The sequence below is a fragment of the Aurantiacibacter gilvus genome, from assembly GCF_038289935.1.
Taxonomy (GTDB): Bacteria; Pseudomonadota; Alphaproteobacteria; order Sphingomonadales; family Sphingomonadaceae; genus Alteraurantiacibacter; species Alteraurantiacibacter gilvus.
Genome location: NZ_JBBYHV010000001.1, coordinates 524,180 through 546,238, shown reverse-complemented (window position 1 = coordinate 546,238; position 22,059 = coordinate 524,180). Strand labels below are relative to the sequence as shown.

General features: G+C 64.4%; 24 protein-coding genes and 2 tRNA genes. 14 read left to right on the top strand and 12 right to left on the bottom strand.

Going from position 1 to position 22,059, the window contains the following annotated elements:
- Positions 1-36 precede the first annotated feature (36 nt).
- Together AAEO60_RS02645 and AAEO60_RS02640 are read left to right on the top strand one after the other, a co-directional pair.
- The gene (locus AAEO60_RS02645) at positions 37-1,353 is read left to right on the top strand and encodes a replication-associated recombination protein A (protein ID WP_341672098.1); all 1,317 of its coding nucleotides are present in this window, start codon (positions 37-39) and stop codon (positions 1,351-1,353) included.
- On the top strand, positions 1,346-2,227 hold the full coding sequence (locus AAEO60_RS02640) for a hypothetical protein (RefSeq protein WP_341672097.1): 882 nt from the start codon (positions 1,346-1,348) through the stop codon (positions 2,225-2,227). Before AAEO60_RS02645 ends, AAEO60_RS02640 begins: the two co-directional genes overlap by 8 nt.
- Before the next feature lie 9 nt (positions 2,228-2,236).
- Here AAEO60_RS02640 and AAEO60_RS02635 read toward each other — a convergent pair whose 3' ends face one another.
- The gene (locus tag AAEO60_RS02635; RefSeq protein ID WP_341672096.1) at positions 2,237-2,620 is read right to left on the bottom strand and encodes a TM2 domain-containing protein; all 384 of its coding nucleotides are present in this window, start codon (positions 2,618-2,620) and stop codon (positions 2,237-2,239) included.
- A gap of 132 nt (positions 2,621-2,752) precedes the next feature.
- On the opposite strand from AAEO60_RS02635, the gene AAEO60_RS02630 reads away from it, so the two are divergent.
- Positions 2,753-2,828: transfer RNA gene (locus AAEO60_RS02630), tRNA-Thr, on the top strand.
- Between the two features lie 260 nt (positions 2,829-3,088).
- On the opposite strand, the gene AAEO60_RS02625 is transcribed toward AAEO60_RS02630, so the two are convergent.
- Together AAEO60_RS02625 and queF are read right to left on the bottom strand one after the other, a co-directional pair.
- Positions 3,089-4,393, bottom strand: coding sequence for a UDP-glucose dehydrogenase family protein (locus tag AAEO60_RS02625; RefSeq protein WP_341672095.1), 1,305 nt, complete (start codon positions 4,391-4,393; stop codon positions 3,089-3,091).
- A gap of 76 nt (positions 4,394-4,469) precedes the next feature.
- Positions 4,470-4,922: a preQ(1) synthase gene (gene queF, locus AAEO60_RS02620; protein WP_341672094.1), complete on the bottom strand. Its 453-nt coding sequence runs from the start codon at positions 4,920-4,922 to the stop codon at positions 4,470-4,472.
- Between the two features lie 83 nt (positions 4,923-5,005).
- Between queF and AAEO60_RS02615 the strand changes: the two genes are divergently transcribed.
- The 11 genes from AAEO60_RS02615 (at position 5,006) to AAEO60_RS02565 (ending at position 14,423) form a co-directional block, all read left to right on the top strand.
- Positions 5,006-5,854, top strand: a complete 849-nt coding sequence (locus AAEO60_RS02615) for a sulfurtransferase (protein WP_341672093.1) — start codon at positions 5,006-5,008, stop codon at positions 5,852-5,854.
- Positions 5,851-7,068: a cystathionine beta-lyase gene (metC, locus tag AAEO60_RS02610; RefSeq protein WP_341672092.1), complete on the top strand. Its 1,218-nt coding sequence runs from the start codon at positions 5,851-5,853 to the stop codon at positions 7,066-7,068. The genes AAEO60_RS02615 and metC overlap by 4 nt, the downstream gene beginning before the upstream one ends.
- Entirely contained in the window at positions 7,065-8,303 is a 1,239-nt protein-coding gene (locus tag AAEO60_RS02605; protein ID WP_341672091.1) for a mechanosensitive ion channel family protein, read from the top strand. The genes metC and AAEO60_RS02605 overlap by 4 nt, the downstream gene beginning before the upstream one ends.
- A gap of 69 nt (positions 8,304-8,372) precedes the next feature.
- Positions 8,373-9,104 (top strand): hypothetical protein, encoded by a 732-nt coding sequence (locus AAEO60_RS02600; protein WP_341672090.1) that lies wholly within the window; start codon positions 8,373-8,375, stop codon positions 9,102-9,104.
- A 102-nt stretch (positions 9,105-9,206) separates the two neighbouring features.
- The gene (gene cobA / locus AAEO60_RS02595) at positions 9,207-9,962 is read left to right on the top strand and encodes a uroporphyrinogen-III C-methyltransferase (RefSeq protein WP_341672089.1); all 756 of its coding nucleotides are present in this window, start codon (positions 9,207-9,209) and stop codon (positions 9,960-9,962) included.
- Positions 9,959-10,255 carry a DUF2849 domain-containing protein gene (locus AAEO60_RS02590; RefSeq protein WP_341672088.1) on the top strand — a complete coding sequence of 99 codons (297 nt, stop codon included), beginning with the start codon at positions 9,959-9,961 and terminating at the stop codon, positions 10,253-10,255. The genes cobA and AAEO60_RS02590 overlap by 4 nt, the downstream gene beginning before the upstream one ends.
- 1 nt (position 10,256) lies before the next feature.
- Positions 10,257-11,891, top strand: a complete 1,635-nt coding sequence (locus AAEO60_RS02585; RefSeq protein WP_341672087.1) for a nitrite/sulfite reductase — start codon at positions 10,257-10,259, stop codon at positions 11,889-11,891.
- Positions 11,884-12,354, top strand: a complete 471-nt coding sequence (locus AAEO60_RS02580; RefSeq protein ID WP_341672086.1) for a DUF934 domain-containing protein — start codon at positions 11,884-11,886, stop codon at positions 12,352-12,354. Before AAEO60_RS02585 ends, AAEO60_RS02580 begins: the two co-directional genes overlap by 8 nt.
- On the top strand, positions 12,347-13,144 hold the full coding sequence (locus tag AAEO60_RS02575) for a phosphoadenylyl-sulfate reductase (RefSeq protein WP_341672085.1): 798 nt from the start codon (positions 12,347-12,349) through the stop codon (positions 13,142-13,144). The genes AAEO60_RS02580 and AAEO60_RS02575 overlap by 8 nt, the downstream gene beginning before the upstream one ends.
- A 29-nt stretch (positions 13,145-13,173) precedes the next feature.
- Positions 13,174-14,016 (top strand): hypothetical protein, encoded by an 843-nt coding sequence (locus AAEO60_RS02570; protein WP_341672084.1) that lies wholly within the window; start codon positions 13,174-13,176, stop codon positions 14,014-14,016.
- The gene (locus tag AAEO60_RS02565; protein ID WP_341672083.1) at positions 13,923-14,423 is read left to right on the top strand and encodes a DUF6152 family protein; all 501 of its coding nucleotides are present in this window, start codon (positions 13,923-13,925) and stop codon (positions 14,421-14,423) included. The genes AAEO60_RS02570 and AAEO60_RS02565 overlap by 94 nt, the downstream gene beginning before the upstream one ends.
- Positions 14,424-14,433: 10 nt before the next feature.
- Here the strand turns inward: AAEO60_RS02565 and AAEO60_RS02560 are convergent, their stop codons facing one another.
- The 9 genes from AAEO60_RS02560 to AAEO60_RS02520 form a co-directional block, all read right to left on the bottom strand.
- Positions 14,434-15,636, bottom strand: coding sequence for a cupin domain-containing protein (locus AAEO60_RS02560; RefSeq protein ID WP_341672082.1), 1,203 nt, complete (start codon positions 15,634-15,636; stop codon positions 14,434-14,436).
- Positions 15,637-15,721: 85 nt separating this feature from the next.
- Entirely contained in the window at positions 15,722-16,177 is a 456-nt protein-coding gene (locus AAEO60_RS02555; RefSeq protein WP_341672081.1) for a hypothetical protein, read from the bottom strand.
- A gap of 109 nt (positions 16,178-16,286) precedes the next feature.
- The gene (locus tag AAEO60_RS02550; protein ID WP_341672080.1) at positions 16,287-17,195 is read right to left on the bottom strand and encodes an NAD-dependent epimerase/dehydratase family protein; all 909 of its coding nucleotides are present in this window, start codon (positions 17,193-17,195) and stop codon (positions 16,287-16,289) included.
- Entirely contained in the window at positions 17,192-18,325 is a 1,134-nt protein-coding gene (gene proB, locus AAEO60_RS02545) for a glutamate 5-kinase (RefSeq protein WP_341672079.1), read from the bottom strand. Before proB ends, AAEO60_RS02550 begins: the two co-directional genes overlap by 4 nt.
- Positions 18,326-18,365: 40 nt before the next feature.
- Positions 18,366-19,436 carry a GTPase ObgE gene (gene obgE, locus AAEO60_RS02540; RefSeq protein WP_341672078.1) on the bottom strand — a complete coding sequence of 357 codons (1,071 nt, stop codon included), beginning with the start codon at positions 19,434-19,436 and terminating at the stop codon, positions 18,366-18,368.
- A 55-nt stretch (positions 19,437-19,491) separates the two neighbouring features.
- Complete coding sequence (locus AAEO60_RS02535) at positions 19,492-19,950, bottom strand: hypothetical protein (protein ID WP_341672077.1); 459 nt, start codon at positions 19,948-19,950, stop codon at positions 19,492-19,494.
- A 34-nt stretch (positions 19,951-19,984) separates the two neighbouring features.
- Positions 19,985-20,060, bottom strand: a tRNA-Ala gene (locus AAEO60_RS02530).
- 99 nt (positions 20,061-20,159) lie between these two features.
- Positions 20,160-21,089: a hypothetical protein gene (locus AAEO60_RS02525; protein ID WP_341672076.1), complete on the bottom strand. Its 930-nt coding sequence runs from the start codon at positions 21,087-21,089 to the stop codon at positions 20,160-20,162.
- A gap of 143 nt (positions 21,090-21,232) precedes the next feature.
- Entirely contained in the window at positions 21,233-22,021 is a 789-nt protein-coding gene (locus AAEO60_RS02520; RefSeq protein ID WP_341672075.1) for a Bax inhibitor-1/YccA family protein, read from the bottom strand.
- Between the last annotated feature and the right edge of the window lie 38 nt (positions 22,022-22,059).

Genomic DNA, 22,059 nt, shown 5'->3' with positions numbered 1-22,059 from the left:
GATGCATTTCCGCCGCAGCGCGCTACATAGCCTGCCATGGCCGATCTCTTCGCCGATGACCTACCGCAGAACGCGCCCGACGTGGTGAGCGAGGATGCTCCGCTGGCTGACCGCCTGCGACCGCGCGCGCTGGACGAGGTGATCGGGCAGGAGCATGTCACCGGCCCCGAAGGGGCGATCGGGCGCATGGTCGCGGCAGGCAAGCTGTCATCCATGGTGCTGTGGGGTCCGCCGGGCACCGGCAAGACCTCGATCGCCCGCCTGCTCGCTGATGCGGTCGGCATGCGGTACGAAGCCGTCAGCGCTGTCTTCTCGGGCGTGGCTGATCTCAAGAAGGCTTTTGCCGCTGCCGAACAGGCGCAGAAGGCCGGACAGCGCACCTTGCTGTTCGTGGACGAGATCCACCGCTTCAACCGTGCGCAGCAGGACGGCTTCCTGCCTTTCGTCGAGCGCGGCCTCGTCACCTTGGTGGGCGCGACCACGGAAAACCCCAGCTTCGAACTCAACGCCGCATTGCTCAGCCGTGCACAGGTGCTGATCCTGCACCGCCTCGACGCCGAAGCCTTGGGCAAGCTGCTTGACCGGGCGGAAGAGCTGGAAGGTCCCCTCCCCCTCACTGCCGCCGCGCGCGACGCCCTCATCGCCAGCGCCGATGGCGACGGCCGCTTCCTGCTCAACCAGGCCGAAACGCTTTACGCCGCAAACATTCCCGAACCGCTGGAGCCCGCCGCGCTCGGCCAGTTCTTGCAGCGCCGCATGGCGGTCTACGACAAGGACCGCGAGGGGCATTACAACCTCATCTCCGCCCTGCACAAAGCCGTGCGCGGGTCGGACCCGCAGGCGGCACTCTACTACATGGCGCGGATGCTGGTGGCAGGCGAGGAGCCGCTGTTCGTCGCGCGGCGGCTGGTGCGCATGGCGGTGGAGGACATCGGCCTCGCCGATCCGCAGGCGCTGCAGCAGTGCATCGCGGCAAAGGAAGCCTACCAGTTCCTCGGCTCTCCCGAAGGCGAGCTGGCACTGGTGCAGGCCTGCATTTACCTAGCCACGGCACCCAAATCGAACGCCGCCTACAAGGCGCAGAAAGCAAGCTTCGCCAGCGCGCGCGATACCGGCAGCCTGATGCCGCCGATGAACATCGTCAACGCGCCAACCAAGCTGATGAAGGATGCCGGCTACGGCGCTGGCTACGCCTATGACCACGACGCCGATGAAGGCTTTTCGGGCGACAACTACTGGCCCGAAGAGATGGCTCCGCAGACCTTCTACGAACCCGTCGAACGCGGCTTCGAACGCGAGATCGCCAAGCGGCTCGACTACTGGGAAAAGCTGCGCCGCGAACGCCATGGTTAGGGCGTTTTCGCACTACATCTGCATCGACTGGTCGGGCGCCAAGGGCGAACACCATAAATCCATCGCCATGGCCGTGGCCGACGCGGCGGGCGGGCCGCCCGTCCTTATCCAGCGCGAACGTGGGTGGTCGCGGCACGAAGTGCTCGAGGTGCTGCGTGACGAACTGCCGCGCGACAGCTTTGTCGGCGTCGACTTGGGGGTCTCGCTTCCCTTTGCGGATTGCGGCAGGTTCTTTCCGGGCTTTGCAGACAGCCCGCAGGATGCCGAAGAACTCTGGGCACTGGTCGACCGGGTTTGCCTGGCCGACGAGCACCTGTCCGCCGGCAGCTTTGTCACCCACCCGGAACTGGGGGAATATTTCCACCACGGCACCCGCAAGGGCGAACATTTCGGTTGTGACGGTGCCGCGCACAAGAACGGCCGCCTGCGCGTGGCCGAGCATGAGCAGGCTGCCTTCGGCCTGCGCCCGACGAGCAACTTCAAGCTGGTGGGCGCCTCGCAGGTCGGCAAGTCGAGCCTTACCGGCATGCGCGTGCTGCACCGTTTGCGCGATCACCTGTCGGTCTGGCCGGTCGATCCGCTGCCGCAAACCGGACCGGTGATTGCCGAGATCTACACCTCTATCGCCGCGCTGGCAGCCGGTCGCACGGCAGCCACGGCCAAGATCAAGACGCGCGAAGAACTGGACGCGGCGCTGGTCGCTCTCGGCAGCCCGCCGCTGGGCAGATCAGGCACAATCGACGACCATTCGTCCGACGCCCTGCTGACAGCCGCATGGATGCGCGCCAACGCGCACCGGCCCGAACTGTGGTCTCCAAAGGGAATGACGCGACAGGTGGCCCGCACCGAAGGCTGGACTTTCGGGGTGCCGTGAGGGCGGAAATCAGCGGCGACGCATCTCGCGGATTTCCTCGACACGCGGATCGAACGAACGCGGCGGCTCCGACGGCGGGGCAGCAAGTCGCTCGTTCTCTTGGCGATCCGGACCGCCGCCCATCTGGTTGATGGTCTTGAGGTTCTCGTCGCGCACCATGCCAGGAATCAGGAAGGCGTCGACCAGCAGCCAGATGCCCAGCACGGCCCAGCCGAGGAACAGCGGCAGCCAGCCGAGCAGGCCGAGCAACAGCTGGGCAACAGCCGTCCCGGTCTGGCCAAGGTAAAAGCGGTGCGCGCCGAATCCGCCCAGGAAAAACCACAAGAGGTAGGAAACGCCAGTCGACTTGCGATTGGCTTCGTAGATCAGTTGGTCTCTCGTCCGGGAATCCATTACGCGCTCCTTCCGTCCCAAGACCTTAGATACACATTCCGGGGGCAATTCCTACTGCCACTTGGCAGTGAATCTCGACCACTTGCCAACGGCGGGGCTTTCGACCAAAGGGTCAGCCCGCCCATGCGGCATGCCGGTTTAGCTCAGTTGGTAGAGCAGTTGATTTGTAATCATCAGGCCAGGGGTTCGAATCCTCTAACCGGCACCATCTTCTTTGCGAAGCCGCCTGCGCGGCTTCGTCCTCGGTGCTGATCCCTTCATTCGGCTGACGCCTTCATTGCGAGGCAACTGCGGGCTGCGCGGTCGGTCGCTGGTCGCGACCGAAGCCCTCACAACAGGCCAGACTTGTTCTGGAAACGGTCACGAAAGTGACCGCAAGGGCGACTGCCCGCCCGCAGCGGGCGCAGCTATGCTGCGCGTCGAGCAAGGACGCACCGACAGAGGTCGGTGCGAAAAACAAAAATTTCCCTACCTACCCACGGCAACGTAGGTAAAGCCGTGCTCTTCCACGTCGTGCCGGCTGTAGAGGTTGCGCAGGTCGACCAGCACGGGCGTGTTGAGCAGGCCCTTTACCCGGTCGAGGTCGAGCGCGCGGAAGGTGTCCCATTCGGTCACGATTACGGCGGCATCGGCCCCGTCCAGCGCCTCGTAGGCATCGCCGCAGTAATTGACGCCCGACAGCACCTTGGCGGCCTGGTCCATGCCCTCGGGATCGTAGGCCTTCACCGTGATGCCAGCATCCTGCAGCGCTTGCACGATGGAGATAGCCGGGCTGTCGCGCATGTCGTCGGTATTTGCCTTGAAGGTCAGGCCGAGCACGGCAACGGTCTTGCCGTGCTGTTCACCGCCACCCAGCGCCTGGATGACCTTGCGGCCCATCGAACGCTTGCGCTGGTCGTTGCTGGCCACCACGCTTTCGACGATCCGCAGCGGCGCTTCGTAGTCCTGTCCGGTCTTGAGCAGGGCCAGCGTATCCTTGGGGAAGCACGAGCCGCCGTAGCCCGGTCCCGGCATAAGGAAGCGGTTGCCGATACGACTGTCGAGGCCAATTCCCTTGGCCACGTCGCGCACGTCGGCGCCCACCTTCTCGCATAGGTCGGCGATCTCGTTGATGAAGCCGATCTTCGTGGCGAGGAAGGCGTTGGCGGCATATTTGGTCAGCTCCGCCCCGCGCCTGCTCATGCAGACCAGCGGGCTCTCGTTGCGGGTCAGCGGACGGTAGATTTCCGCCAGCACCTTCTCGGCATGTTCGTCGTTCACGCCGATCACCACGCGGTCAGGCCGCTTGAAATCGTCGATGGCCGCGCCTTCGCGGAGGAATTCTGGGTTGGAGGCGACCGAGAACTGTAGTTCCGGCGCAGTCTCGCGAATGATCCGCTCCACCTCGTCGCCGGTGCCGACCGGCACGGTCGACTTGTCGACCACCACTACGCCATCGGGCAGCAGCGGAGCCATCTCCTTGGCGGCGGCATAGACATAGGACAGGTCGGCATGGCCGTCACCGCGGCGGCTGGGCGTACCCACGGCGATGAAGACCGCGTCGGTGCCCGGCAGGGCTTCAGCGAGGTCGAGCGTGAAGGACAGGCGACCGGCGGCGACGTTCTTGGCCACCAGCTCGTCGAGGCCCGGCTCGAAGATCGGGATCTCGCCGTTCAGTAGCGCGTCGATCTTGGACTGGTCCTTGTCGACGCAGACCACCTCGTGGCCGAAATCGGCAAAGCAGGCGCCCGAAACGAGACCCACATAGCCGGTGCCGATCATCACGATACGCATATAATGTCCGTTCCCGTTGTCTTGTGCGCGGCCCTATTCGGACCAGGTTATTGCCAGAAATTGTTGGCGCGGAGATTCAACCCCGGCCGCGATAGGAAGCCACACCCTGGTCCGGCAGCCACAGGCCTTCGGGCGGGGCGCCGCTTTGCCAAAACACGTCGATGGGAATGCCTCCGCGCGGATACCAGTAGCCTCCGATGCGCAGCCATTGCGGTTGCAACTCTTCGAACAATCGCTGGCCGATGCCGACGGTCACGTCTTCGTGGAAGCCGTTGTGATTGCGGAAGGCACCGAGGAAGAGCTTCAGGCTCTTGCTCTCGACGATGGTCTCACCCGGCGCATAGTCGATCACGAGGTGCGCGAAATCGGGCTGACCGGTTACCGGGCACAGGCTGGTGAACTCGGGCGCGGCGAAGCGGACGAGGTACAGGGTGCCCTTGCGCGGGTTGGGCACGTAGTCGAGCACCGCCTCTTCGGGCGATGCCGGAAGCGCGCTTTGCTGGCCCAGATGCAACGGTGTGTCACTCATGGCCGCCCAAATGGCCTGCCTTGCGCCGACACGCAAGCGCAAGGACCATTTACGGGCGCACGGCCAGCGGTTAGGCCAGCGGCATGACACCGCTCGTGACTACCGAATGGCTCGCTTCCGAAATGGGCGCAGCCGATCTCGTGATCCTTGACGCATCGGCACATCTTCCCGGTACCGGCCGCGATCCTGCCGCAGAATATGCGGCGGCGCATATTCCCGGCGCGCGATTCCTGGACCTGATGGGCGCGCTGGTCGATCCGCAAGGCGATGTGCCAGCCGCCCTGCCGACGCGCGCGCAGTTCGAGGCGCGGATGGGGGCATTGGGCGTAAACGCTGACAGCCGCGTAGTGCTCTACGACAACAGCGACATGCGCACCTCGGCGCGGGCGTGGTTCATCTTCCGCCTTTACGGCCACCCGGAATTCACGATCCTCGACGGCGGCATGCAGAAATGGGTCGCGGAAGGGCGTCCGGTGGAAACAGGCCACGCGAGCTTCGATGCCGCGGATTACGTATCGACCGGGGGTCATGGCGCAGTGCGCAGCAAGGCGGACATGCTCGCCAACTGCAAAAGTTGCGTGGAGCAGGTTGTCGATGCCCGCGATGCCGGACGCTTTGCCGGCACGGTCGAAGACACCGTCCATGGCCTCCCCGGCGGCCACATCCCCGGCGCGCGGCACCTGCTGTTCCGCGATGTGCTGGCGGAGGACGGCACATTCCTTCCGCCCGCGCAGATTGCCGAGGCCTTTGCCAAGGCGGGGATCGATCCTGACAAACCGCTTGCTGCCAGCTGCGGCAGCGGCGTGACCGCATCGGTCCTGCTGTTCGCCCATTCGCTGCTGGGGCACGATCACGGCGCGCTTTATGACGGCAGTTGGAGTGACTGGGGTTCCGACCCCAATACGCCCAAGGAAACCGGGGAAGCTGCGTGAGCGACAAGCCCCGCAAGCCAGCCACCCGCGCGGTCGAGGCCGGACGCCGCAAGGAATGGACCAGCACGCCCGGACAGCCGGGAAGCGTGGTCAATCCGCCAGTCTGGCGCGCCAGCACGCATCTCTACGAAGACAGCAAGGACCTGGCTGGAGGTCGTCCGAACGAGGACGGGCACTTCTACTACGGGCGCCGCGGCGGCCCGACGCAATGGGCACTGGCCGAAGCCCTGACCGAACTGGAGCCGCACGCGGACGGAACCGAACTCTTCCCAAGCGGTGTTGCCGCCATCGCCTGCACCCTGCTCGCGATCCTGCGCCCCGGAGACGAATTGCTGGTCACCGACAACGCCTATGAGCCTTCGCGCAATATCGCGCTCGGCATGCTCAAGCAGTTCGACATCACGGCAAAGCCTTTCGACCCGCTGGAGCCAGAAAACCTGGCTGCGATGATCGGCCCAAACACCAAGGCCGTGCTGCTCGAAAGTCCCGGCAGCCTGACCATGGAAGTATGCGACATACCCGCCCTCGCGGCGATTGCGCGCCAGCATGGCGTATTGTCAGTGATCGACAATACCTGGGCCACCTCGCTCGGCTTCCCGGCGCTTGAGCGCGGTTGCGATGTCTCGGTGATGAGCCTCACCAAGCACGTCGGCGGCCATTCCGACATGATGATGGGCTGCGCGACTGCTGCCAAACCGGTCATCAATCGCATCCGGCGGCAGGCGCAGTTCATGGGACAGGTCGTCTCGCCCGATGACGCTGCACTCGCCTTGCGCGGACTGCGGACCATGCCCTTGCGGCTCGAAAGATCGACCTCAAGTGCACTTGAGGTGGCCAAGTGGCTGGAAAGTCGGCCGGAAATTTCTGCCGTGCTTTGCCCCATGTTGCCCGGCACCCGCGATCATGAACTGTGGCAGCGAGACTTTTCGGGAGGCTGCGGCCTGTTCAGCTTCGTCCTCGCCGAGGGCTTGGACGTGGCAGCCCGCGCGCGGCTGATCGATGCGCTTGACCTGTTCGGGATCGGCTTCAGCTGGGGCGGGTACGAAAGCCTCGCCATCCCCTTCGATCCGACCCCGGTCCACACCCTGCGCGCATGGCCGCCAGGCATTGATAGCGGCAGCGGGCTTGGAGTCCGGCTGTCGATCGGGTTAGAGGATGCAGGTGACCTGACAGCCGACCTCGCCCGGGGTCTCGATGCGATGAGAGAAACATGATACCCAGCGCACCGACGCCTTCGCCCAGCGCGACCGAGACCGCCGAGCCCAATCCGGACGCCGTGCCGCTGCTGGACCCGGCAACGCGCGAGCCCCTGCTCAATCCCGAAACGGGTGAACAGTTGATGGGCGTGCCAGCTCCTGATCCGGTCCCCATGCTCGACCCGGTGACCGGCGAGCCGATGATCGACCCGGAGACCGGCGAACCGCTGATGGCAATCCCGCAGGCCCCCGCGACAAGCGGGGCCGACGAAAGTGCGGCCACTGCCATCTCCACGGCCGATGACTTCCGCGATGCCGTGGTCGAACGCAGCGAGACTTTCGGTGACGTGATCCGGACATTCGATTCATGGGCGCTGGGAATCGGCTCCATGCGCGTGTCCCTGTGGGACGCGGTCGTGGTAATCAGTGTGATCCTGCTGGTCATCGCCTTCACCATGATCACGACCCGGCTGTTCCGCTTGGCCTTGCGCCGCGCTACCAAGCTCGACGGCTCGCAGCGGCTGCTGGCGGAAAAGATCTCCACCATCGTGATCTGGGCGGCGGCCTTCCTGATCGGCATCGACGTGCTGGGGATCGACTTGACCGCCCTGGCAGTCTTCTCCGGTGCCTTCGGCCTCGCCATCGGTTTCGGCCTGCAGAAGACCTTCGGCAACCTGATTGCCGGGATCATCCTGTTGATGGACAAGTCAATCAAGCCGGGCGACGTCATCTCGGTGGCGGACCAGGCAGGAAACGAAAGCTTCGGGCAGATCCGCAAGATCGGCATCCGCGCCATATCCGTGGTCACGCGCGATCAGACCGAATACTTGATCCCGAACGAAAACCTGATGGTCAACCAGGTGGTCAACTGGTCCTACAGCTCGAAGGACGTCCGCGTGAGAGCCCCGGTGGGCGTATCTTACGGGTCCGACCTCACGCTGGTGGAAGAGCTGCTCTACAAGGCCGTGGAAGAAACCCCGCGTATCCTCGCCTTCCCCAAGCCGCGCGTGAACATCATGGGCTTCGGCGACAGTTCGGTCGACCTCGAAGTGCGGTTCTGGATCCAGGACCCGGAAGAGGGGATGAGCAACATCCGTTCCGACGTCTACAAACGCATCTGGCACCTGTTTGCCGAGAATGGCGTTGAGATCCCGTTCCCGCAACGCGACATAAACTTGCGTAATAACGATCAATTCGGGCAGCTCGTCGCAGCAATAAGTCAGAGAATGGGTAACGATTCCACGAAAAGCTGACCTCATTCGATAAGTTCATTTCGCAATCCATGCACGGCTTGGTAACCCCTTTGGGCAATAGGGGAACCCATGTCGCACTATCTCGGGATAGTTACCGCCTACGCGGCGGCAGCGGTGCTGGTATGGCTGGCAGCCTTGTTGCATCCCGAATCCATCCCTGCTGCGCGCGAATACTCGCCCAAGCACCGGGTCATGCAACTGGGCCTGTTCGTGCTGGCCATGATCGGCGCGGCCGTCCTGCAATTGCTGGAGAACCAGGGCTTGCTGTTGCCGGACAGCGATCCGCTGGACGCAGCGCTCAACCAGTTGCTGATCTTCATGCCGCTGGTGATCTACCTGATCGCCCAGCGCAGCCCGGCCGCTGCCATGATGCCGGTCAATGGCCTGTTACGCTCGCTTGCGGGAGGTGTGGCGTTGGCGTTGATTGCCCTGGCAGCCTACCTGTCAGGGCGCGGCGCCTGGGAAGACCTGCCTGATCTCGCAGCCAGGATGCTCTCGGTTGACCGGGCAGACCGCTTCGCGCAGCTGTTCTTCCTGGACCTCGCCCTCGGAACCTTGTTGGCCCTGCTGTCAGGAGGCTGGTCGCGCAAGCTCGCTCTCATCGTCCTGGGAGCGATCGTCCTGCTGGTCCATATCGGCGTTGCCAGGCTTGCAGGCATCGGGTTCGAGGCGATCGGAGGAGTGCTGCTGGGCAGCGCGGTGGCCTTCGGTCTGCTGTCCGCCGTCATCTACACCCGTAACATCGTCTGGTTCTGGCCGGTTCACGCCATGCTTGGCGTGCTGCTCCTGCTCGTCGACTGAGGCACTCTGCAAGGCGGCGGCCCCTGGCGGCTAAAGCTGACCTAGGCCCCTGACAAACCATTCTCGCTGGCGATGACCCTGCCTGACAGGCATTTTCGCAGCATGAAAACTGGCACCATCCACCTTGTCGGCGCAGGTCCGGGCGATCCGGACTTGCTAACGCTGCGCGCCGCGCGGCTGATCGAACGCGCGCGCCTGATCGTGCATGACGGGCTGGTCGATCCGGCAATCCTCGCCCTCGCGCGGCCCGATGCCAAGTTGGTGTCGGTGGCCAAGAGCCGCGCCAGGCACACCCTGCCGCAAGACCAGATCAACGCCCTGCTGGTGCGAGAGGCACAGTCCGGACACGATGTCGTACGGCTGAAAGGCGGGGATCCCTTCATCTTCGGTCGCGGCGGCGAGGAAATGGAAGCCGCACTGGCTGCTGGCGTGCCTTGCCAAGTCGTCCCCGGCATTTCTGCCGCCAATGGCGCAGCAGCGGCCAGCGGCATCGCCCTTACCCACCGCGAAGACGCCAGCATTGTCAGCTTCGTCGCTGGCCAGTGCAAGGGATTGGCGGAACAGAATTGGGCCGGCCTGGCGGGCCAGGGTCGCACGTTGGTCATCTACATGGGCGTGAAGACCGCGCCCGGTATCGCTGAAAAGCTGATGGCGGACGGCCTTGCCCCCGACATGCCCCTTGCGGTGGTCGAAAACGCCTGCCGCACCAACATGCGCGTGCTGCGCGGTCCGCTGGCGGGCCTGCCCGACCTCGTGGAACACCACGCGGTCAAGAGCCCTGCCCTGATCATCATCGGCACGGTTACCGCGCGGGCGGACACCGTGCTCTCCCAGATGCTCGAGGAGAAAGCTTCGTGAAAATCCTGACCGGGAACGACCTGCGTTCCGGCGCTGTCTTGTGGTGGACCGGCAACGGCTGGTCGATCCATATCGGCGATGCCGCCGACGCCGGCGATGAAGCCGAAACCATTCTCGCCACCGAAAGCGCCGCGCGCCGGGTGAACGATGCCTATGCCATCGATGCCGAAGAAACGCCGGACGGCCCGCGCCCGGCTCACATCAAGGACCGCGTGCGCGCCCTCGGCCCCACGGTGCGTCCCGACCTTGCCGTACCTGCAGCCGAGAAAGTCGGCTGGGACTGGGTGATCTGACATGTACCAATACGACCAACACGACCAGGCCATGGTCCAAGCCCGCGTGGAACAGTTCCGCGACCAGGTTCAACGCCGCCTCGACGGCAAGATGACGGAGGACCAGTTCAAGCCGCTGCGCTTGCAGAACGGGCTCTACCAGCAGTTGCACGCCTACATGCTGCGCGTCGCCGTGCCCTATGGCACGCTGAGCAGCCGCCAGATGCACGCCCTGGCCGACATCGCCGACAAGTACGATCGCGGCTACGGCCACTTCACCACGCGGCAGAACATCCAGTACAACTGGATCAAGCTGGAAGAGACGCCGGACCTGCTGGCCGATCTCGCCAAGGTCGAGATGCATGCCATCCAGACCAGCGGCAACTGCATCCGCAATATATCTTCCGACCAGTACGCCGGTGCGGCCGCGGACGAAGTGGTGGACCCGCGCCCCTATGCCGAGCTGTTGCGCCAGTGGTCGACCTTCCACCCGGAATTCGCGTTCCTGCCGCGCAAGTTCAAGATCGCCGTGATCGCTTCCGAGCAGGACCGGGCAGCCATGCGCCTGCACGATATCGGCATCAACATCGTGAAGAACGAAGCTGGCGAACTGGGCGCGGCCTTCTATGTCGGTGGCGGCATGGGCCGCACCCCGATGATCGCACCGTGCATCCGTGAATTCGTGCCGCTGGACCAGTTGGTGACCTATGCCGAGTCCGTGCTGCGCGTCTACAACCGCCACGGACGCCGCGACAACAAGTACAAGGCGCGGATCAAGATCCTCGTCCACGAAACCGGTGCGGAGGAATTCACCCGCCAGGTGGAAGAAGAATTCGCCCACCTGCTGGACCAGGGCGTCGAGCCGCCGCTGGCCGAGCTGGACCGTATCCGCAGCTTCTTCCAGCAGCCGGAATTCGCCACGGGACTGTCGGAAAAGGCTGACCGTTCGGACCCCGAATTCGCCCTGTGGATCGACCGCAACTGCTCCCCTCACAAGGTGCCGGGTTATGTCTCTGCGGCGATCAGCCTGAAGCCGGTTGGCGGCATTCCGGGCGACGCATCGGCAGAACAGATGCACCTGATGGCGGACATCGCGAAGGAATACTCTTTCGACGAATGCCGCGTCACCCATGCGCAGAACGTGATCCTGCCGCATGTCGAGATCGGCAAGCTCTATGAGGTCTGGCAGAAGCTGGAGGCTGCTGGCCTCGGCACGCCCAACCTCGACCAGGTGGGCGACATCATCGCCTGCCCCGGCCTCGACTATTGCAGTCTTGCCAATGCCCGCTCGATCCCTGTCGCGCAGAAGATTTCGGAGCGCTTCGACGAGACTGGCAAGGGTGACGTCCTGGGCGAACTGAAGCTGAAGATTTCCGGCTGCATCAACGCCTGCGGACATCACCACGCCGGCCACATCGGCATCCTCGGCGTCGACCGCAAAGGCACCGAGAACTACCAGCTGTTGCTCGGCGGCAGCGAGGCGGAAGACGTCTCACTCGCCAAGATCACCGGCCCCGGATTCGACGAGGCAGGCATCGTCAACGCGGTGGAAACAGTCACCGATCTCTATCTGGCACAGCGCGCGGACGGCGAGCGCTTCCTCGATACCTACCGCCGCATCGGCATGGAGCCGTTCAAGGAGGCGCTTTATGGCTGATTTCGATCCCGATGTGACGGATTTGGGCACCGGCCGCGACGAGGTCCAGTTCCGCTTCCGCGATGACGAGCAGGCTGACGTGGCTGCCGTGACCGTGGATTCCTTCCTCGACCAGGCCGACGCCGATGCCGTGCGCATCGAACCCGGCGATGACACCCGCGACCTGCTGCCGCACCTGGGCCGCCTGCGCCTGGTGGAGGTCAACTTCCCCAGCTACACCGACGGTCGCGGCTACTCCGCGGCCCGACTGCTGCGTGAGCATGGCTATACCGGCGAACTGCGCGCCGTAGGCGACGTACTTGTAGACCAACTGGCCTATATGCGTCGCTGCGGCATTGACTCTTTTGCGCCGGATCGCTGGCTCGACGAGGCTGCGGCGCAGAAGGCCTTGGGTATCCTGCCAGAAGTCTATCAGTCAGCCGCCGATGCGAGCACGCCCATCTGGAAGCTCCGGCATGGCTGAGGCCGCTCGCAAGATTGCCAGGGAAGTCGATCGCATCGACACCGGACCAGCCTTCACGCAGGCGGATGCCGACGCGCTGAACGCGCGCTTCGAAGGCGTTCCTGCGCCGGACATGCTGCGCGAACTGCTGGCGGAAGATACCCTCGGCCGCGTGGGCGTGGTCTCCAGCTTCGGGACCGAGGCCGTCGTGTTGCTGCACCTGATTGCCCAGGCCAACAAGGACGTGCCGGTCATCTTCGTCGACACGTTGAAAATGTTCGACGAGACCCTTGCCTACCGTGAGCAGGTGATCGAGCTGCTCGGCTTCACCAATGCCAGCGTGGTCCAGCCCGATCCTGCCGTGCTTGCCGCCAAGGACGAAACCGGCATGCGCTGGTCCTACGATCCCGATGGCTGCTGCGAGATCCGCAAGGTCGAGCCCATGCGCCGCGCCAAGGCGGGCCTCGACTGCTGGATTTCGGGCCGCAAGGCCTTCCAGTCGCACACTCGCCAGAACCTGCCACGGTTCGAAATCGAGGACGGGCGGATGAAGATCAACCCGCTCGGCGACTGGACCAAGGACGATCTCGAAGCCTGGTTCGCCGAACACGACCTGCCCCGTCACCCGCTGGAATCGCGCGGCTACCCGTCGATCGGCTGTTCTCCCTGCACCAGCACCGTCCTGCCCGGCGAAGACCCGCGCGCGGGCCGCTGGCGCGGTTGGGACAAGACCGAATGTGGCATCCACTCGCCCAACAATCCGGAGAACAAGGACGGCGACCTGCCTCCCGGCTACGAACCTGTTTTCTGATTTTCCGCGAATCGTGATAGCCTCGCGCAATGAGAACGGGGCTCATTGCAATCATCGCTGCGGCAACGCTGTCCACCACCGCGACTGCGCAGGACTGGGATGCCATCAGCATGCCCCGGCCCGCGCCCGAGGAATGGGCAGCCATCGCCGAATTGCCTGACCTGTCAGGTACCTGGAGCCCCGACATCCGCGACCAGTTCGCGCAGATGGACACCAACCCGCCGAACTGGCTGCCGCACGTGCAGGAACAGGTCGACTACCTCTATGCCGAAGAGGAAGCCGGACGGCCCAAGGGCCTGTTTATCGATTGCCTACCGCACGGCAGCCCCAGCCTTATGGCGGTGACGCACAATGCCATCGAATTCCTCGTCACCCCCGGCCGGGTCACCGTGCTGGGCGAAAGCGATGGCAACCGCATCCGTCGCATCTGGACCGACGGTCGCGACATGCCCGAGGATCCGGACCCCAGCTTTGACGGCTATTCGGTCGGCTACTGGAACGATGGCGTGCTGGTGGTGGAGACCGCCGCCATCCTGCCGCAAGTCTATCTCGCCATCAGCGAGGCCGTGGGCATCCCCAACAACGGTGGCATGACCGTTAGCGAACGCATCCACCTGCTGGAGCCGGACCTGCTGGCGGTCGACATGGTGATCGATGCACCGGAAATCCTTGCCGAACCCTACGAGACCCGGCGCCTGTTCCACCGCCGCCGCCAGCGCAGCCACGAGATCGAACAAGGCGTGTGCCGCCGCGGTGATTTCATCGAGACCGAAGACGAATGGGGCAATGCTGCATGGGCCCCCGCCACCCACGACGGCATGGGCAACCTGCTGCCAGACGACCTGCTCGAACTGCTCGGAGACGAAGAATGACCAGACGCCCCGGACTCCGTCGCATTGCCCTCGGATTGATCGCCGCCGCCTCCTGCTTGACCTTGCCCGCCTCGGCGCACCACAGCTTCGCCATGTTTGACTCGTCGCAGGTGCGCACGATCACCGGACAGGTGGTGCAATTCCGCTGGAGCAATCCGCACGTGGCGCTGTTCGTACAGGAGGAAGGCACGACGGGCCGGGCAGGCGTCTGGGCAATCGAGCTGACCAGTCCCGGCAACTTGCGCCGTCTCGGCTGGAGCCGAACCACGCTCGAGCCGCGCGACCAGGTTACCGTCCAGATGAACCCCATGCGCGACGGCCGCCAGGGCGGCGGTTTCCGCGAGGTTACGCTGCTCGAAACCGGCGAGACCTTTACCGCCCGCCTGATCGACATCGAACGCAACTGACGCCCGCAGGCTAGTCGCGTACCAGCAGTCCGTAGGCCACCAGCGAGCCGAACACGTCTTCCATTTCTTCGGTGTCTGACACCTTGAAGTCCGACTTGGCGACCGAGCCGGCAGCGATGCGTTCCTGCAGCTGGGCGGCCAGTTCGTCCGACAACGGCATGGAGGCGCCCAGCAGGACGATCTGCTTGCCGTCCTGTCCGTCCTCAGTCGAGTCCTCGAACGAATAGAGGATGTGGTCGCGGACACGGAAGCGGTCATCCGGGCCAATGGGCTTGCACAGTGCCTTCAGGCCGCCGCGCACGCGCCCGCCCTGCTGGCGCACGAAGTTGCCGGAGAAGGCCGTCAGAGTGGCCTCGAAGCTGGCCTTGTCGGCAATTTCCCGCGCGAGGCGCTCGAACATGGCCTTGTACTCCGGCCCATTGCCCCGGTTGAAGAAAAGGTCGCGCGGCAGCGAGTGGCGCATTTCGGGGATGCGCAGCGATGCCTCGGCCACGGCCTCCAGCATGAAGTCGGCCCAGGTCTGGGTGAGGATGCCCACGGTAATGTGCAGGCTCGGTTCGTCACCGTGCGTCAGGGCGCGGTGCGCTGTGCCGCGCGGGACATAGAGGCACTGGCCTTCTTCGAGCACGAATTGCGCGCGCAGCTTGCCGGTATCGTCGCGGTCCTTGTTGAACCCCTCGCCGCGGAACGGCAGCGTCTCGCGGTCGCCGTAGATCTCCCAGTCCTTCGCCCCTGCCACCTGCAGCACGAAGACATCGTGATCGTCGAAATGAACACCGAAGCCGTGTTCGCCCGGTGGCGTCATGTAGATATTGGTCTGCGTGCGCGAGCCGAATGCCTGCTCCAGCGACAGGCAGAATTCGTAGAGCTTGCCGTCAGCGAAGTGCAGCTGCGGCAGGATGATCGTCGAACCATCGCGGAAGTTGTCGAGCACGGCGCCGCGATCCACGATGCCATCGGGGAAGGTATATTCCGCCGGATCGATCGAGCGGCCCGACTTGGCCATGCTGATCGCGGTGGGCGGCAGTTCGCTGTCGGCGATGATCTCGTCGATCCGGTCGATGGAGAGAAGGTTCTCCATCCCGGGGTGCTTCTGCGTGGAGTGGAAGTACTTGCGCTCGTAATAGTCGCGAAAGAATTCTTCGGGGGAAAGCGGCGCGATGAGCAGGTCAAGCGCGTCGGAGGACGAAATGGAACCGGTCTGGAGTTGCATCGGGTCTCACACAGGCAAGAAAAAACGCGCGACCGGCATCAGAACCGGTCGCGCGCTGGAAAACAGGTAATTCGATAGAGGCGCCTTAAGCGCAGCTGCCCCGGCCACGACCGCGGCCCGACTGGTCGCGGATGTTGCCGTCGTCGGCATCGGTGATACCGCTGCGGCCATGGCCGCCACGGTCGTTGGGGTCGCTGTCCGAATAGCCAGTGGTCGTGCCGCGGCCCGAACCGGCGCAGTCACGGTTGCTGCCCGAATCCGAGTCGGTCACGCCGGTGCTGCGACGACCGCCGCCGCGCCCGTAGCTGGCGCGGTCGTTGGCGTCGGAATCGGTCACGCCGGTACGGCCGTAGCCGGCCCGGTCGTTCGGGTCGCTGTCCGAATAGCCCGTGCGGCCATAGCCGACCGAATCGTTCGGATCGCTGTCGGTACGGCCAGTGCGCTGTGCCGCGGCCGGCGAGGCAATCATGCCTGCAGCCAGACCACCGCTGACCAGTGCGACAAACGAACGCCGCGATACGGGTTTAACCCTACGTGCCATTGTAAATCCCCCACAGAACCTCCGACCCCTCGGAGGCAAAACAGATCAAATAACAGTAGCCATCTTGCGGTTAATGGCAAGTGCATGGGGGTAACCATGATGCAATATTTCACAGCCAGCCGGCGTCGCGATACCACTCTGCGGTCTGGGCCAATCCCTCGGGAAAGCGCACCTGCGGCTGCCAGATTGTTGAGGGCACGGCCTTTTCCGGATCGCTGACCCAGTCGGGATGGCACATGTAGCTGGCGCGATCAGGGGTGAGCTTGGCCTTGGCCCCGCGCAGCAACCGATCGCCTTTCGCCGCCGCCATCAGCAGGGAACGCGGCACGTTGGGCGCCCAGACTCGCTTGCCCATGGCCGCGCCGATGGCTTCGGCTAGCTGGCTGTGGCTGAGCCCCTTGGGCGTGCCGTCGTCCGGCTCGTAGACCTTCCCGAAAGTCTCCGCCCCCTCCCCGACCATATCGAGCAGCAGGCGGGCGAGGTCATCCACATGGATCACCGAAGACCTGCCTTCCGGCGGCAGCGGCACGAAACCGAAGCGTGCAGCCTTGAACAATTCGAACACCTCGGTGTCGCGCGGACCGTAGACGGCAGGCGGGCGCACCATGGTCCAGTCGAGGCTGCTGGCGCGCACTGCCTCCTCTGCCTGCTGCTTGGACTTGCCATAGTCGGACAGGCCCGGCTCGCGCGCAGCGAGGGAGGAGACGTGTACGAATCGCTTCGCCTCGGAAGCTTCTGCAGCGGCTACGACAGCCTCGGTCCCGGCAACATTACCCGCGTGGAAACCGGCCATGTCGGCCGCGTTGACCACGCCGGCGATATGCAGGACTGCGTCCGCTCCGTGCACCAGTTCGGCAAGCGCATCATGCGAACCGAGATCGCCCGAAATCCAGTCGACATCACGACAGGTCGGCTGGGTCCGGCGCGTCAGGGCGCGCACCGCGATACCGCGCTGCGTCGCTTCGTCGAGCACGGCCTGCCCGACAAAACCCGTCGCGCCGGTAACCGCGAGGATCATAACAAGACCAGGTGATCCCGGTGGATCACGGCCGAGCGCGGCGAATGACCGAGGATTGCCTCCTGCTCGTCGCTCGAATGGCCCTTGATCGATTCCACGTCGGACCAGTCGTATTCGACCAGGCCCTTGGCGATCATGCGGTTGGTGATGTCGTAGACCGGGATGATGTCGCCGCGCTCGAAATCGCCCTCCACCTTGACGATACCCGCCGCGAGCACGCTCTTCCCGTCGCGCAGGGCCTCGACGCAGCCGTCATCGACGGTGATCGCACCGTTGAAGCGCATGCGTCCACCAATCCACGCTCGCCTGCCGCTGTCGTCGCGCTTGGGCAGGAACAGCGTGCCGGTCTGCCCAGCCAGCGCGCGGGCCATGGGCATGTCCAGCGTGCCTTCGATGATGGCAAGCGCGATACCGGCACGTTCGGCGATCTCGGCGGCGAGCAGCTTTGCCGTCATGCCGCCCGAACCCATACCCGAGCCGGAACCACCATCGGCCATGGCGTGGATCTCGTCCGTCACGCCGCGCACTTCGGCCAGCCGGTTGGCATCGGGATGGTCTGGGTGCTTGTCGTAAAGACCATCGACGTCGGTCAACAGCATCACGCCATCGGCTTCGCAGGCCTGTGCCACGCGCGCGGCCAGCCGGTCATTATCGCCGAAGCGGATTTCGCCCGTGGCGATGGTGTCGTTCTCGTTCACCACCGGGACCACGCCCGATTTCAGCAGGCGGCGAATCGTGGCGGAGATGTTGAGATAGCGGCGACGGTTCTCGAAATCGTCGAGCGTCAGCAGCATCTGCGCCGCGATCATGCGGCGTTCGGACAGCAGCATCGACCAGGTCGAGGCCAGGGTAATCTGACCTACTGACGCCGAAGCCTGAGCTTCCGCCAGCGTCCGCCTGCCGCCTTCGCTGAATTCCAGCTGCTTTGCGCCAATGGCGATGGCACCGGAGCTGACGACGACAACTTCCTGGCCGCGTTCGCAGCAGCCGTGGATTTCGTTGACGATGGTCCGTAGCCATTCGGTACGAACACCGCCGGAGCCATCAACCAGCAGGGCGCTGCCGATCTTGATGACCAGCCGCTTGCATTTTTCGGGGTCGCGAAAGTCGTTGAGTGTTTCAATATCCATATCGCCGTGCAGATAGTGCATGGCCAGCCGCTCGGCTAGGTCAGATTGGCGACCATGGCTTTTCGTCCGCCTCCTCGGGCCCGTCTTCGTCGGAGAGTTCCTGTGACGGATTCTCGGTCATCGTCCGGTCCGGCAGGTAACCCAATACCGCATCGAGCAGTTCATTGATGCCGTCGCCGGTTGCGCCCGATATGGGAAAAACCTCAGCTGCACCGGCCTCGATCAGTTCCGCGGCAAAGCCCGCAGCCAGTTCGGCATCGGCAAGGTCGATCTTGTTGAGCGCGACGAGGCGCGGCTTGTCTTCCAGGCCCGCGCCATAGGCTTCCAATTCGCCTTCGACGACGCGCATGGCCTCGACCGGGTCTTCGCCCGAAATGTCGATCAGGTGGATCAGCACGCGGCAGCGTTCGATGTGGCCCAGGAAACGGTCGCCGATTCCTGCCCCTTCGGCGGCCCCCTCGATCAGGCCAGGGATGTCCGCCAACACGAATTCGCGGCCCTTGTGGCGCACGACGCCCAGCTTGGGGACCAAGGTGGTGAAGGCATAGTCGCCCACTTTCGCCCCCGCGTTGGAAACGGCATTGATGAAGGTCGACTTGCCGGCATTGGGCAAGCCCACAAGACCCGCGTCGGCAAGCAGCTTCAGCCGCAGCCAGACCCACATCTCCTCGCCCGGCATGCCGGGTTGGTGCTGGCGCGGGGCGCGATTTGTGGAGGTCTTGTAGCTGGCATTGCCGCGCCCGCCCATGCCGCCTTCCAGCAGGACGACGCGCTGGCCTTCCTGCGTGAAGTCTGCAAGCACGGTCTCGCGGTCCTCGTCGAGCACCTGCGTGCCCACCGGCACTTCGATGACAAGGTCGTCGGCGCCTGCGCCTGTCCGGTCCTTGCCCATGCCGTGGCCGCCACGCTTGGCCTTGAAGTGCTGCGAATAGCGGAAGTCGATCAGGGTGTTGAGACCGGGCACGGCGACGAGGACGACATCGCCGCCCTTGCCGCCGTTGCCGCCGTCAGGGCCGCCGTATTCGATATACTTCTCACGCCGGAAGGAGACGGCACCGGGGCCGCCGCCGCCGGATTTCAGAAAGATCTTGGCCTGGTCGAGGAAATGCATGGTGCGCCCTTATGCGCTTTTGCCGCGCGGCGCCAGCGCGAGGCTGGTCAGGCCCCTAAAGCCGCTGGCGGCGGCGCAGTGTAAGGGACAGTCCAAGCGTCAGTCCGAACAGCACCAGCGCGCCGGCGGCAAAGCGCGGATCGTTGAACGGGGCTTGCTGCGAGAAGTCGTAGTCGGCAGCCAGTACGGCGCGCCCCTGCTGGTCTCCGGGCAGGTAGATTACCGGCACCGGGTCGCCAATCTTGCTCTCCTGCAGCAGGCGGCTGGCTGCCGGACTGCGCAGCCAGTTGCGATACTTGGCTCCGGCAGGGTCAGGCTGATGGCTCACCACCAGCATGTCACCGCGCAGGCGCGGCGAGCTAGAGGGCACGACATTCACCAGCCGCGCGAATGTCTGTACGCCGCGATCGCGATATGCGGGCAGGACGAACAGGTTCCACGAAAGGCTGAAGGAGACCAGGGTAACAGCCGCAAGACCGGTCAGCAGGACAGCGAGCCGAAGCGCCTTCCCCATGACCTTCTCTCCTGCTGCAGCAGCGCCTGGAAACTGGTGGAGCCGAGCGGGATCGAACCGCTGACCTCGTCATTGCGAACGACGCGCTCTCCCAACTGAGCTACGGCCCCGTTCCAGTGTCGCCGCCGTCAACGGGACTGGCCCCGTGACGGTGAAGGCAGGCCATTTAGCGTCTGTTGGCGTGCCTTGGAAGGGCAAAGTCGCGCGCCCTAGTTGTCCTCGGCATCGTTGGGCAGCGGCTGCACCACGGGAGTGCTGGTAACGGTCTCGTCCACCGGGATCACCGGGATCAATACGCCCGTCTCGCTGTCCGGGACGGCCACCGGGTCCTCCGGGATCATCGATGTCACGGCGACCCCCATGGCCCGCTGCTGCGCGCGCGTACCGTACAGCGCCACCCAGCCGGGCTGCGATTCCCCGTAGCGCGCGCCGTAGCGGGCGTCCCAGTCGGAAGACGCAGCTTCATATTGCTCGTAGGCGGTAAAGAACTGCTCGAAGGCCATTTCGTATCGCGCCAGCCCGCTCATCGCGAAGGTCGTGAAATCTTCTGACGGATTGGCGAGATACTCGTTGGCTACCGTCAGCGCCACTGCGCAGAAATTCCGCCGCGCAGGCGGTGAAGCGAAGTAATTGTAGAGGCTGGTCGAATGCTGCTCCCGGCTGAGCAGGGCGGCACGGCGCACCTCGGTCCGACCAGTGGATTCCCCGTTGGCGGTACGTTCTGCACGCACGGCCTCCCGGAATTGGTTTTCGACGGCCTCGTTTGCAGCCGCCAGCGTCGCCGATTCCGCCCGCAGCATTTGGGCGTAGGCTTCCAGGATTGGCGCATGCTCGTCCCGCATGCAGTTGAGCGCCGCCACGTTCCAGCCGGAGCGGAAGTGCCATGTGGTCTCGTCGGTATTCAGCGCGGTGTTGATCGTCTGGCGCACGCCCGTGGCGTCACGGCGCGGGATTTCCAGCTGGTAAGCCGCCTGGGCAGGGGGGACAGGACGATAGGGAATCGTTTCCACAACCGGCGGAGGCGGCGGCGGAGGGGGAGGTGGTGGTGGCGGCGGCGGCGGCACTGTGGCGCACGCCGCCAGCAGGACCGAACCCACGGCAGCCGTAATCACGCGAATGGTGAGAGGTGGTTTTGTCATCTTCCCAGATATTTCCTTGTCGCCCCTGAACCAGCGCTGAGCGGTGGTTAACAGCCCATCTTTGTAGACCCTCAGAAAGACAAAGAAAATGCCCGGAGTGCGGCTGTGCACTCCGGGCATCGTCTGTGCGATTCGTTCTGTCGCTATTCGCGGGCAGCACCCATGAACCGCAGCAGGAAGAGGAACATGTTGATGAAGTCGAGGTAGAGGCTCAGCGCCCCCATGATCACCAGCTTGCCCATCGGGTAGGCCGCAGCCACCGAGGGGTTGGTCATCTTGATCTGCTGGATCGCCAGGTACTCGTTCTTCAGGCGCTGGGTATCCCAGGCGGTAAGGCCCGCGAAAATCAGCACGCCGAGGAAGCTCACGGCCCACATCAGCGCTTCCGACTGCAGGAAGATGTTGATCACGCTGGCGATGATCAGGCCGATCACGCCCATGACCAAGAAGCTGCCGAAGCCCGACAGGTCCTTCTGTGTGGTGTAGCCGAACAGGCTGAGGCCAGCGAAGGCACCCGCCGTGGCGAAGAAGGTCGTGGCAATCGATGCGCCGGTGTAGATCAGGAAGATATACGACAGCGACAGGCCCATCAGGACGCAGAAGCCCCAGAACATCGCCTGCAGCGTCGCGGTCGAGAAGCGGTCACGCCCGAAGCTCATCGCCAAGACGATGGCGAGCGGCGACAACTGGATGATCCAGGTCAGGATCCCGCCGTTGTAAAACATCTGGGCGGCCATCGACTGGTCATCACCGCGAGCGAACAGCATTGCGACAATACCCGTCAGCAACACGCCCGAGGCCATGTAGTTGTAGATCGAGAGCATGTGCTTGCGCAGCCCGGCATCGAATGTCGTGCCCGCAAGATCTCCCGTCTGGCCCGGCGACGTACCGAAACCCTGTCGGGTCTGCTGGTTGTCGTTCCAATCTGCCATGGTATCCAAAACTCCGTTGCCCGGCCTCACAAAGCGGA

Bases quoted from the DNA above. Each gene is read 5' to 3' on its own strand.
- AAEO60_RS02645 (WP_341672098.1), top strand. From the start codon at position 37: ATGGCCGATCTCTTCGCCGATGACCTACCGCAGAACGCGCCCGACGTG.
- AAEO60_RS02640 (WP_341672097.1), top strand. From the start codon at position 1,346: ATGGTTAGGGCGTTTTCGCACTACATCTGCATCGACTGGTCGGGCGCC.
- AAEO60_RS02635 (WP_341672096.1), bottom strand. From the start codon at position 2,620: ATGGATTCCCGGACGAGAGACCAACTGATCTACGAAGCCAATCGCAAG.
- AAEO60_RS02625 (WP_341672095.1), bottom strand. From the start codon at position 4,393: ATGCGTATCGTGATGATCGGCACCGGCTATGTGGGTCTCGTTTCGGGC.
- queF (WP_341672094.1), bottom strand. From the start codon at position 4,922: ATGAGTGACACACCGTTGCATCTGGGCCAGCAAAGCGCGCTTCCGGCA.
- AAEO60_RS02615 (WP_341672093.1), top strand. From the start codon at position 5,006: ATGACACCGCTCGTGACTACCGAATGGCTCGCTTCCGAAATGGGCGCA.
- AAEO60_RS02605 (WP_341672091.1), top strand. From the start codon at position 7,065: ATGATACCCAGCGCACCGACGCCTTCGCCCAGCGCGACCGAGACCGCC.
- AAEO60_RS02600 (WP_341672090.1), top strand. From the start codon at position 8,373: ATGTCGCACTATCTCGGGATAGTTACCGCCTACGCGGCGGCAGCGGTG.
- cobA (WP_341672089.1), top strand. From the start codon at position 9,207: ATGAAAACTGGCACCATCCACCTTGTCGGCGCAGGTCCGGGCGATCCG.
- AAEO60_RS02585 (WP_341672087.1), top strand. From the start codon at position 10,257: ATGTACCAATACGACCAACACGACCAGGCCATGGTCCAAGCCCGCGTG.
- AAEO60_RS02580 (WP_341672086.1), top strand. From the start codon at position 11,884: ATGGCTGATTTCGATCCCGATGTGACGGATTTGGGCACCGGCCGCGAC.
- AAEO60_RS02575 (WP_341672085.1), top strand. From the start codon at position 12,347: ATGGCTGAGGCCGCTCGCAAGATTGCCAGGGAAGTCGATCGCATCGAC.
- AAEO60_RS02570 (WP_341672084.1), top strand. From the start codon at position 13,174: ATGAGAACGGGGCTCATTGCAATCATCGCTGCGGCAACGCTGTCCACC.
- AAEO60_RS02565 (WP_341672083.1), top strand. From the start codon at position 13,923: ATGGGGCAATGCTGCATGGGCCCCCGCCACCCACGACGGCATGGGCAA.
- AAEO60_RS02560 (WP_341672082.1), bottom strand. From the start codon at position 15,636: ATGCAACTCCAGACCGGTTCCATTTCGTCCTCCGACGCGCTTGACCTG.
- AAEO60_RS02555 (WP_341672081.1), bottom strand. From the start codon at position 16,177: ATGGCACGTAGGGTTAAACCCGTATCGCGGCGTTCGTTTGTCGCACTG.
- AAEO60_RS02550 (WP_341672080.1), bottom strand. From the start codon at position 17,195: ATGATCCTCGCGGTTACCGGCGCGACGGGTTTTGTCGGGCAGGCCGTG.
- proB (WP_341672079.1), bottom strand. From the start codon at position 18,325: ATGGATATTGAAACACTCAACGACTTTCGCGACCCCGAAAAATGCAAG.
- obgE (WP_341672078.1), bottom strand. From the start codon at position 19,436: ATGCATTTCCTCGACCAGGCCAAGATCTTTCTGAAATCCGGCGGCGGC.
- AAEO60_RS02535 (WP_341672077.1), bottom strand. From the start codon at position 19,950: ATGGGGAAGGCGCTTCGGCTCGCTGTCCTGCTGACCGGTCTTGCGGCT.
- AAEO60_RS02525 (WP_341672076.1), bottom strand. From the start codon at position 21,089: ATGACAAAACCACCTCTCACCATTCGCGTGATTACGGCTGCCGTGGGT.
- AAEO60_RS02520 (WP_341672075.1), bottom strand. From the start codon at position 22,021: ATGGCAGATTGGAACGACAACCAGCAGACCCGACAGGGTTTCGGTACG.